Genomic DNA, 9,114 nt, shown 5'->3' on the forward strand with positions numbered 1-9,114 from the left:
AAAGGCGGGGAGCGTTGCTACAGCATATGCTCCGCCGGATTGCTTTTACCGATGAAGAGAGGGGAACGATCCAGGTGGCTTTTGAAAAAGAAACGATGTTTTGGAACGAACAATTTAGTAGCGATGATTATACCTTGACGCGACTGCCCTACAGCAAAGCTCCAGGTTCTCTGGCACCCGTGATGAAAACCGTCGAGGGTTCGCTTTCCGAGGATGCGGCGCAGCGCATCCTGCAGATGAGCAAGGGCGCTCCGCTGGCTGCTTTTATGATTTTGCTCGCGGGTGTGCAGGCGCTCTTACATAAATATACAGGCGTTTCTGACATTCTGGTTGGTATGCCGATTGTACGGAAAAAGGCGGAAACACGTCGATCTGTTAATCATACGGTCATTGTAAAGAACTCGCTATTGGCGGGGACGACCTTTAAAACACTTCTAAGCGAGCTGAGGACATCCTTGCCGGAAGCAATTCAGCATCAACATATTCCATTCTTGAAAATGACGGAGAAGCTGGACCTGCAATATGTGGACGGGATACCCGTTATCCATACGTTAGTTTCTCTTAAGGAGCTGCATCTGCACGAAGTCCAGCAAAACGTATTCACAGATTGTTCCTTTGAATTCAGTTTAAACGGGGGAACGATACAGCTATCGCTGTTATATAACGAGCACTTATATGACTCCGAGTTCATGACCCGGGTTGTCGACCATCTGAATCGTCTGCTGATTGTGGGACTTCATGAGTTGGAACTGGACATTGTGCGTGTAGACATACTGTCGGAAGACGAGAAATATCAATTGTTACACACCTTTAACGATACGGAGCAAGCCTATTTCCATGATCGAACGATTCATCAACTCGTAGAAGAGCAAGCGAAGCGGGTACCCGAGGCAACGGCGGTTGTTTTTGAGGATCGGAAGCTTTCGTACGCGGAGTTGAACGAGCGAGCGAATCGGCTGGCGCGCAAGCTAAGATCGGTCGGTATTTTGCCCAATCAGCTGGTGGGCTTGATGGTCAGAAGATCGCTGGAGATGGTCGTTGGCATGCTAGCGGTTTTGAAGGCTGGCGGTGCCTACGTGCCAATTGATCCCGAATACCCGGAAGAACGTATCCACTACATTCTTGACAATTCAAATGCGCAATTGCTACTGACTCAAAAGGAATTGCTACAGCAAGTAACGTTCGAAGGGGCCGTATTGGCGCTTGATGACGAGCAAGTTTATGGCGACGATGGCTCAAACCTGGAGCAGGTTAACGGCCCGAATGATTTGGCCTATGTCATCTATACATCAGGTACGACGGGCAAACCCAAAGGGGTTATGCTGGAGCATCGTGGTTTGGTTAGCTTGAAGCTGATGTATGCGGACAGGCTGGGCATCACGGAGCATGACCGAATTGTTCAGTTCGCCAGTTTGTCGTTTGATGCATCCTGCTGGGAAGTGTTCAAAGCGCTCTATTTTGGTGCGACTTTGTACATTCCGACAACCGAAACAATTCTCGACACTCGCCTGTTCGAGAATTATATGAACGAGTATGCGATTACGGCGGCGATTTTGCCTCCGACGTACAGTGCTCACTTGAACCCGGACCGCCTTCCCAGTTTAACGAAACTTGTAACGGGAGGATCAGCGGTATCGGCTGAATTCGTGCAGCAGTGGAAAGCAAAGGTCCACTATTTTAATGCCTACGGCCCGACCGAAGCTTCGATTGTTACAACGCTTTGGGATGCGCAGGAGCAGCAGTCGGAGCGCAGAGCGATTCCAATCGGGCGCCCGCTTGCTAATCACCGGATTTATATTTTGGATGCCCATCTGCAGCTTGTGCCTCCAGGAGTAGATGGCGAGCTATGCGTAGCAGGTGTTGGACTTGCGAGAGGTTATCTGAACCAACCGGAGCTGACAGCAGAAAAGTTCGTGGAACATCCGTTTGTGCCGGGAGAACGACTGTACCGCACAGGAGATCTTGCACGCTGGTTGCCGGACGGAAATTTGGAGTATTTGGGCAGAATTGATCATCAGGTGAAAATCCGTGGATTTCGAATCGAGATCGGGGAGATTGAAGAGCAGCTTCTGCAGATCGACGCCGTGCAGGAGACAATTGTACTGGCGCGTGAAGGTAAAAGCGGGCAAGAACTGTGCGCTTATCTGGTTGCGAGCCACACGCTTACACTCAATGAACTGCGAAGCGAGCTGGCGCAAAAATTACCAAATTATATGATTCCGGCGCATTTTGTTCAGCTTCCGCGGATGCCGCTTACGCCGAACGACAAAATCGACCGCAAGGCTTTGCCCGCCCCGGAAGGAAACGCACTGACTGGCGGCGCATACGTAGCTCCTCGCAATGAAGCCGAGAAAACGCTTACAGATGTGTGGCAGACCGTATTGAACGCCGATCGTGTCGGGGTAACGGATCATTTCTTCGAGTTGGGCGGAGATTCGATCAAATCCATTCAAGTATCTTCCCGGCTTCATCAAGCCGGGTACAAGCTGGAAATCCGGGATTTGTTCAAATATCCGACGATCTCTCAGCTCAGTCTGCATGTCAAGCCGATCGGACGTACCATTGATCAAGGCGAAGTAACGGGTGAAACGGCGTTGACGCCGATTCAGCATTGGTTCTTTGAGAGCAGCTTTGTGGAACCTCATCATTTCAACCAGTCGGTGATGCTGTATCGGAAGGAACGCTTCGACGAAGTGGCGGTAGGTCAGGTGCTGCAACAGCTTGTTGAGCATCATGACGCCTTGCGGATGGTGTTTTGTAAGACCGAGAAAGGTTTTAGCGCGCGCACTCGTGGCATCCAGGAAGGCGAGCTGTTCACGCTGGAGGTGTCCGACTTCAAGGATGCGGATAAGCCCGCGCAGGCTGTGGAAGCGAAGGCAACGGACATTCAAGCAGGGATCGACCTGGAGAACGGACCGCTCATGAAGGCGGGACTGTTCCAGTGCGCGGACGGCGATCATTTGCTGCTCGCTGTTCATCATGCCGTGGTAGACGGCATATCTTGGCGCATTTTGATGGAGGATTTTGCCCTCGGTTACGAGCAGGCCAGCCGAAATAAGATCATTCGTTTCCCGGAGAAAACGGACGCGTACCGCACTTGGTCCGAGCAGTTGGCTACTTACGCGCAAAGCCCGGAGATGGCGAAGGAAAGGGCCTATTGGCAGGCTGTGGAACAAATTGTAGTTCCGGCGGTGCCGAAGGATATGCAGGCAGACGTTACGACGCAGCAGGATAGTGAGTCGCTGTTTGTCCAATTGACTCCTGAGGAAACAGAGTTACTGCTGAAGCGGGTTCATCAGGCGTATAACACCGAAATGAATGATATTTTGGTCACGGCACTTGGCATTGCTGTTCACGATTGGACAGGACATGAACGGGTGCGAATCAATCTTGAGGGACACGGACGTGAATCCATTGGAACGGATATTGATATTACGCGTACAGTTGGCTGGTTTACAACCAAGTTTCCGGTCGTTCTGCAACCAGAAACCGACCAAGATTTGTCCTATCAGATTAAACGGGTCAAGGAAAGCTTGCGCCTTATTCCGAACAAGGGGCTTGGATACGGCGTATGCCGCTATTTATCCCAATCGGAGGATGGTGTAGTTTGGGGCGCAGAGCCGGAAATTAATTTCAACTATCTCGGCCAGTTCGACGATGATGTCAATCAGGATGAGATCGGAATATCTTCTTATTCCAGCGGCAGTCCGGCCAGCGACCGGCAGGCCCGTAGCTTTGTGCTGGACATCAACGGAATGGTGCTGGACGGAGCTTTATCACTCGATCTCAGCTACAGTCGGAAGCAGTATCGTAAGGAAACGATGGTAGCCTTAGCCGAGCGACTAGAGCAAAGTCTCCGAGAACTCATAAGGCATTGCGCAGGCAAAGAACACACTGAATTGACGCCGAGCGATGTGCAGTTTAAAGGCTTGACCATTGCGGAATTGGAGCATATCGCCCGGCGCTCGGGCCATCTTGGGGAAATCGAAAATATTTACTCACTTACGCCGATGCAGAAGGGTATGTGGTTCCATAGCAAGCTTGATCGGCAAACGGCAGCTTACTTCGAGCAGACGCAGTTTACGATGGGGGGGGCGCTTGACGTCGAGCTTTTCGAGAGCAGCTGGAGAGAGCTTGCGAAACGTCATCTGGTGCTGCGGGCGAATTTTGCAAAAGGACCAACGGGCGAGCCGCTGCAAATCATATACCGTGATAAGCCGGCCGCTTTTGAATATGAAGAGTTGCTTCATTTGCAGGCGGACGAGAGACAAGCGTACTTGCATAAAAAGGCGGAGCATGACAAGCTTCGTGGCTTCGATATGGAACATGACGCGCTCGTTCGGTTTACCATTTTACGCACGGAGGAGCAAAGTTATCATGTGATTTGGAGCTTCCAGCATATTTTGATGGATGGCTGGTGCCTGGCACAACTGACGCAGGAGTTGTTTGAGATATACTCGGCCTTGACCTCCGGTAATCAGCCAGTAGTCCATAAGGGATCGGATTATGGCGCTTATATCGAATGGTTGGAGAAACAGGACGATCAGGCGGCATCCGACTATTGGACGGCATATCTGGCAGGGTATGAAGGGCAAATCCTGCTCCCTGGGCAAAAGGAACAGGCATTGAACAGCAGATTTACAGCTGATCATGTCACCGCCGAGCTTGGCAAGGACTTGAGCGAGAGGATGGATCGGGTGGCGAAACAGCGCCTGATTACGGTCAATACGTTGCTGCAAGCCGCTTGGGGTGTCATTTTGCAAAAATATAACGGAACAAACGATGCCGTATTCGGCAGTGTCGTGGCGGGAAGACCGGCTGAAATTCCTGGCATCGAGTCCATGATCGGGCTATTCATTAATACGGTGCCAGTCCGCGTCACCAGTGAATCAGACACCGTGTTCGCCGACCTGATGACGAAGCTCCAGGAACGTGCGCTGGACTCCGGGCGTTATGATTACTATCCGCTGTATGAAATTCAAGCCCGCAGTGTGCAAAAGCAGAATCTGATCAATCATATCATCGCTTTTGAGAACTATCCGGTGGACGAGCAGATGGAGCAGATGGGTGACCAGCAGCACGGGGATCTGACGATCACTGACGTTCAGATGGAGGAGCAGACGAACTATAACTTCAACGTGACTGTGGTGCCGGGAGCAGCGATCGAAATTCGGTTTGATTTTAACGCCGACGTGTTTGACAGAGACAGCATCGAGCGACTCAAAGGGCATCTCATGCATGTGCTGGAGCAAGTGACGAATAACCCGGACATAACTGTGGGCGAGCTGGAACTCGTGACGGAGATGGAAAAGAGTGACCTGCTCGGACGTTTTAACGATACGACCACGGAATTTCCGCGTGAGAAAACGCTCATTCAATTGTTCGAAGAGCACGCAGAGTGCATCCCGAATGCTGCGGCTATCACTTTAAATGAGCAAGAGCTGACCTATCGCGAGTTGAATGAACGCGTCAATCGTCTTGCCCGTACCTTGCGTAGCCAAGGAATATGCAAAGGCCATCTGGTCGCCATTATGGCTGAACGTTCCATTGAAATGGTGGTAGGCATACTCGCGGCACACAAAGTCGGAGCCGCTTACGTACCGATTGACCCGGAGTATCCCGAGGATCGTATCCGTTTCTTAATCGAGGATTCGGGAGTGCGAGTGATGCTGGCGCAAAGCTGCTTGCGTGAGCGCGTGGCAGGCTTGGACTCTGTGATTTTACTGGATGAGGAGTCCTTCTATCACGAGGACGGAACAAATCTGAATCTGGGAGTCGAAGCGACAGATCTGGCCTGCGTCATCTATACATCAGGCACGACAGGAAAGCCGAAAGGCAACCTTGTTTCTCACCGCAACATCGTGCGGGTCGTACGAAGTACAAATTATATCGATATTACCCATCGCGATCATGTTCTTCAGCTTTCTAGCTATTCGTTTGACGGGGCGATTTTCGATATTTTCGGTGCTTTGACTAACGGGGCCCGGCTGGTGCTGGTTCCCCGCGAGACCTTACTGGAGATTGGTCAATTGGCCGATCTCATTCAGCGCCAGCGCATCTCGGTCATGTTTATTACAACGGCTTTCTTCAACGTGCTTGTCGATGTGAACGTCCATTGTTTTCGGAATGTGCGGGCGATTTTGTTTGGCGGAGAGCGTGTCTCGGTTGGTCATGTGCGTAAAGCACTCGCCCATCTTGGAGCGGGTAAGCTCAACCATGTGTACGGACCGACGGAAAGCACGATATTTACCACGTGCCTTCCGGTCGACTTCGTTGATGAGTCAGCGCTTACCGTTTCTATTGGGAGGCCAATCAGCAATACGACGGTCTATATCGTTGACAGCCAGAATAAACTTCTGCCGATCGGCGTAACTGGAGAGCTTTGTGTCGGTGGAGAAGGCTTGGTACGGGGCTACAATAACCGTCCAGAGTTGACGGCTGAGAAATTTGTGGATAATCCGTTTGTGCCAGGAGAGCGCATGTACCGAACGGGGGATTTGGCCAAATGGCTGCCGGACGGCACGATTGAATACGTGGGACGGACGGATGATCAGGTGAAAATCCGCGGCTTCCGCATTGAGTTGGGCGAGATTGAGGTCCAGCTTCAGAAAGTGGAGGGGATTCGGAAAACAACCGTATTCGCTAGGGAAAACGTGTCCGGCGAGAAGCAGCTTTGTGCCTATTATGAAGCAGACCATGAGCTTACAGCGACCGATTTGAAGGCAATGCTTTCTCAGGAACTGCCGGTCTATATGATCCCGACGTATCTGATTCAGTTGGAGCGTCTTCCCCTCACGACGAATGGCAAGGTAGACCGCAGGTCTCTCCCCGCGCCGGAAGAGAGCTTACAGCCTGGTGAAGAACACATTCCACCCCGGACTCCGCTGGAAGCTAGCTTGGCTGAAATTTGGAAAAGAGTACTCGGATTACAGCACATCGGGGTTCATGACAACTTTTTTGATCTTGGCGGGCATTCTCTGCGGGCGACGACATTGGTAAGCAGGATACACCAGGAGCTGAACGTTGAGCTGCCTTTGCGAGACGTATTCCGCTATTCAAGTATTGAAAAGATGGCTCTTGCCATCTCCCGGATTGAGAAGCAGTCGTTCTCGTCAATTCCGCTGGCAGATGTAAGAGCATATTATCCACTTTCCTCAGCTCAGAAACGGCTGTTTATTCTCAATCAGCTGGAAGGAGCAGATCAGAGCTACAACATGCCGGGTGTGCTGCTGCTTGAAGGATTGATGGATCATAGGCTGCTGGAGAAGGCATTCCGCGGACTGATCGAACGGCATGAAACGCTGCGAACCGGCTTTGAGATCGTACAGGGCGAAGCTGTACAGCATATTTATGAGAGCTTTGATTTTGCTGTTGAGCACCGTTACGCGAGGGAGGAAGAAGCGCCGGAGGTCGTGCAGAATTTTATCCGGCCTTTCGACTTGGCGAAGCCGCCGTTGCTGCGTGCGGAGCTCGTAGAGCTGGCAACCGAACGTTATTTATTGATGTTTGATATGCACCATATCATCTCCGACGGAGTTTCGATGGACGTGTTAATTGAGGAGCTTGTTCGTCTGTATAGCGGCGAGTCATTGGAGCCCTTACGTGTTCAGTACAAGGATTATGCGGTATGGCAGCAGTCAGACGAGCAAAAAGTGCAGTTGAAACGCGAGGAAGTGTACTGGCTGAACCGTTACCAGGGTGAGCTTCCGGTTCTGGAAATGCCGGTAGACTACCCGCGACCTGCCGTGCAGAGCTTTGAGGGACAAACGCTGACCTCCTTTGTGGACGAGGCAACGAATGATGGCTTAAAGCAGCTGGCCTCTCAAACAGGAGCGACGCTCTATATGGTGCTGCTTGCGGCTTATACCGTGCTTTTGCATAAATACACAGGTCAGGACGATTTGATTGTCGGGACGTCGATTGCGGGCAGAACGCACGCAGACACACAGCCTTTGATCGGAATGTTCGTTAATACGCTGGCACTTCGCAATTATCCGGCTTCAGAGAAGACCTTTATATCGTATCTGGAAGAAGTAAAAGAAACGACTCTAGGTGCTTACGAGCATCAGAATTATCCGTTCGAAGAACTTGTTGATCAAGTGCAGGTTAGCCATGATTTAAGCCGTAACCCGCTCTTTGACACGATGTTTTCCCTGCAAAATCTGGAGGAGACAGAGTTTGAGCTGGAAGGGCTGAAATTATGCCCGTATCCTAGTGAATACGGTATGGCTAAGTTTGACTTGAGTGTGGATGTAACTGAAGAAAATGGCGGACTGGAGTGCAGCTTTGAATTCGCAACAGCTCTATATAAAGAAAGCACGATCCGCCGATTGTCGGCTCATTTCATACATTTGCTTGCGGCGATCGTAAGCCGTCCGAATGCTACGATTGCGGAGCTGGATCTGTTGACAGCGGCAGAAAAAGAAGAAATAGTCAGCGCGTTTAATCCGGCGCAGCCGGAAGTGGCTCCTGTGGCTACGTTCCACCGACTGTTCGAGGAACAGGCGGGGCACACGCCAGAAGCGGAAGCCGTTGTGTACGAGAACGACCGCCTGACATATGCAGAGCTGAACGTGCGGGCGAATCGCCTTGCGGCTACACTACGTGCAAGTGCCGTCGGCCGAGAGTCCATCGTGGGTATTCTCGCCGAGCGTTCGGTGGATCTGCTGGTCGCTGTATTGGCTGTCTGGAAAGCAGGCGGGGCATACGTCCCGCTCGACCCGGATTATCCGGCCGACCGCGTGCGCTTCATGCTCGAAGACAGTGGTGCGAAGGTGCTGCTGACGCAAACACCACTGCGAGAGCGTGCGGAAGCTTGGCTGGGTGAAGAGCAGTTGGCACTGGGGCAGGTGCTGTACCTCGACGACGAAGCGTCGTACAGCGAGGAACGCATGAACGCACCGATGCAGGGCTTTGGCCAAGGCTCCAGCAGTGATGCTGAGCCAGTCTCCGGCAAGCTAACGGGGGCTGTGAACGGCGGCGACGAGCGTCATGCCAATAGGGTGGATGATGTGCATGCTGTTGGCGTGGACAGCTTGCATGAAGCTCGTCCCGAGGATTTGGCGTATGTGATCTACACGTCGGGCACGACGGGCAAGCCGAAGGGTGTGATGA

At 51.9% G+C, this 9,114-nt stretch carries 1 protein-coding gene; it reads left to right on the forward strand.

Annotated elements, in window-relative coordinates; translation table 11 throughout:
* Nucleotides 1-26: 26 nt before the first annotated feature.
* Nucleotides 27-9,114: non-ribosomal peptide synthetase (locus DFQ00_RS27870; protein ID WP_146236235.1), on the forward strand; the 9,088-nt coding region annotated here is incomplete at its 3' end.

The organism is Paenibacillus barcinonensis (assembly GCF_003217495.1).
GTDB classification, from domain to species: Bacteria; Bacillota; Bacilli; order Paenibacillales; family Paenibacillaceae; genus Paenibacillus; species Paenibacillus barcinonensis.